Origin of the sequence: Microcoleus sp. S13_C3 (genome assembly GCF_036700905.1) — a bacterium.
GTDB lineage: Bacteria > Cyanobacteriota > Cyanobacteriia > Cyanobacteriales > Microcoleaceae > Microcoleus.
Window position 1 is genome coordinate 1 of the sequence record NZ_JAUBPT010000324.1, and the last position, 2,528, is coordinate 2,528.

Genomic DNA, 2,528 nt, shown 5'->3' on the forward strand with positions numbered 1-2,528 from the left:
CTTTTGTTACCTCTGTGGAAAAAATCCTGAAAGAATTTGGAGAAAACTATGTAATTAATTTTGTCTAGCTACTTATCCATTTACCATCATTGCGCGACGTAGTTAAGCTACGTGTTCTGAGTGGAGAGCCTTCTCTCCCAACGGATTTTGTCCCGTTGTCCCCACGTAAAAGGGTCACGATACCCCGGTCACGTTAGTAGTAAATAATGAACCTAATGGAATGCAGACCACGAAAGTAGCCTCATCTAACAGCCTCGCGTTGGAAAGGAGCAAGGGGAAGCACGAAAGGGTTAATCACCAGTAACCATCGTTTGTACACTTCGTGATGAATAAAGAGTGAAATAAGGCTGAAACACTCTCACCAAAAGGTAAGTGGGTAGAACTAGAGTTGATGATTCTCTAGTTCGACGAAATATAATCCCACCGGAGTAGAGATGGAACCCGACCCGTGACGAATCTCAAACACATAGAACTGCGGAAAGCCCTATAGGTTCTCAGTACAAGTCGAAGTCTGAGTAAGCCAACCGTAAGGAAAGCAGAATACTTAGAGGGTAAAGGATGCCAGAAAAAGCGAATGCTGTGGGTAACGCCGCAGATAGGAGTTCAAGATTTGCTCCAACTGAATGTTGCCAAATTCTGGCAGGTATTTAACGATAAACCAACGTAAGGAAATCAAACTTCTGTGAAAGATAGATTCGGTAACGAAATCGGAACAGACGCATTACCTGAGAAATGGGCAGACCTTAATTGGAAAGCTGCTACAAAGGTGGTGAGAAATCTCAGACAGAGAATTTATCGTGCGACTCAGAGGAATGAGTGGAATAAGGTCAGGAGCCTTACTTCACTCATGTTAAAAAGTAAGTCCAACCTGCTACTTGCAGTTAGACGGGTCACTCAAACTAACCAAGGGAAGAAAACAGCAGGAGTGGATAACCAACTTGCTCTCAACCCTCAGATGAGAATCCAACTAATACACGAAATCCTGAAGCTGAACCCTTGGAAAGCAAAGCCTGCTAAAAGGATATACATTCCAAAAGCCAATGGTAAAAAGCGTCCTTTGGGGATACCAACTCTCAAGGATAGAGTAATGCAAGGAGTGGTCAAAAACGCACTGGAGCCAAGTTGGGAAGCCTTATTTGAAGCCAACAGCTATGGCTTTCGACCAGGGCGAAGCTGTCACGATGCAATAGAACAAGTTCATACCCGATTACGAAAAGGAGGCGATGAATGGGTTCTAGACGCAGATATTAAAGGAGCATTTGACCACATCAGCCACGAATACATACTCAATGCTCTCGGAGAAATTCCTAGCAAAGAGCTAATTAAACAGTGGCTAAAAGCAGGTTACGTGGAGGCTAACAAGTTTAACCCAACAGAAACAGGCACTCCCCAAGGCGGTATCATTAGCCCACTTCTGGCTAACATCGCCCTAGACGGACTGGAAGGAGAAGTATTATCCAACCACCAGAAAGTCAAACAGAGCAAGAGTGGGGAATACAAAGGCAAAACCTACTACACAAACAGGTATTATCCTAAATTTGGGTACATCAGATATGCCGATGATTTCCTTGTCACAGCCGAAACAAAGGAAGACTTGGAAGCCGTTCTGCCTGAAATAAAGGAATGGCTGAACAAGCGTGGACTAGAGCTAAACGAAGAAAAAACCCGAATCGTAAATAAGCGAGATGGGTTTAACTTCCTTGGTTTTACAATCCGAAGCTACTCAGACGGAACGACGCTCTGCAAACCTCAAAAGGATAAGATGATTGCCAAACTCAGAGAAATTAGAGGATGGCTCAAAAGACACAAAACGGTAAAACCGGAAGAAGTCATCAAACATCTAAACCCCATACTTATAGGATGGGCGAACTATTACAGGCACTGCTCCAGCAAGGAAATCTTCGCTACATTCAACCATAGAATGGTACAAATGCTATGGCAATGGTGTAAAAGACGACACCACCAGAAACATCTCAAATGGGTAAAGAACAAATACTTTACCGTACTGGGAAATGACCACTGGACATTCTTTGCCGATACCAAGGATAGAACAGGAAAAAGAAAGAGACTTTATCTCCTGGATGTAAGTGACATCCCAATCCTGAGACATACAAAGGTTGAAGGCACAGCTAGTCCAGATGACTCAACCAAAGTAGATTACTGGAAGAAACGCCAATCCTCACTCGGTAGTAGCGTATGGGCTAAAGGCTCGAAGCTCTACAAAGTGGCTCAATTTCAGCACTGGAGATGCACTGAATGCGGAGACTACCTGCTAAACGGAGAACAAATCCACACTCACCACATAACTGAAGTGACAAATGGAGGCACAGATGAAATCGACAATCTTATACACCTTCACCAAATTTGTCACAGGAAGGTTCATGGTACTAAATAACCTCGGAGTCCAAGAATGCCAGAGCCGGATGATGCGAAAGTGTCACGTCCGGTTCGTTGGGGGCGCGACCTGAAAGGTCGTTTGGCACGTGGAGCCTACTCCACTAAGGGATTCACACCCCTTACTCTCACGT

The 2,528-nt window shown here is 44.3% G+C and carries 1 protein-coding gene; it reads left to right on the plus strand.

From position 1 onward, the window contains the following. Nucleotides 1-682 precede the first annotated feature (682 nt). Nucleotides 683-2,395, plus strand: a complete 1,713-nt coding sequence (gene ltrA, locus QUA16_RS36370) for a group II intron reverse transcriptase/maturase (RefSeq protein WP_333109687.1) — start codon at nucleotides 683-685, stop codon at nucleotides 2,393-2,395. Nucleotides 2,396-2,528 lie beyond the last annotated feature (133 nt).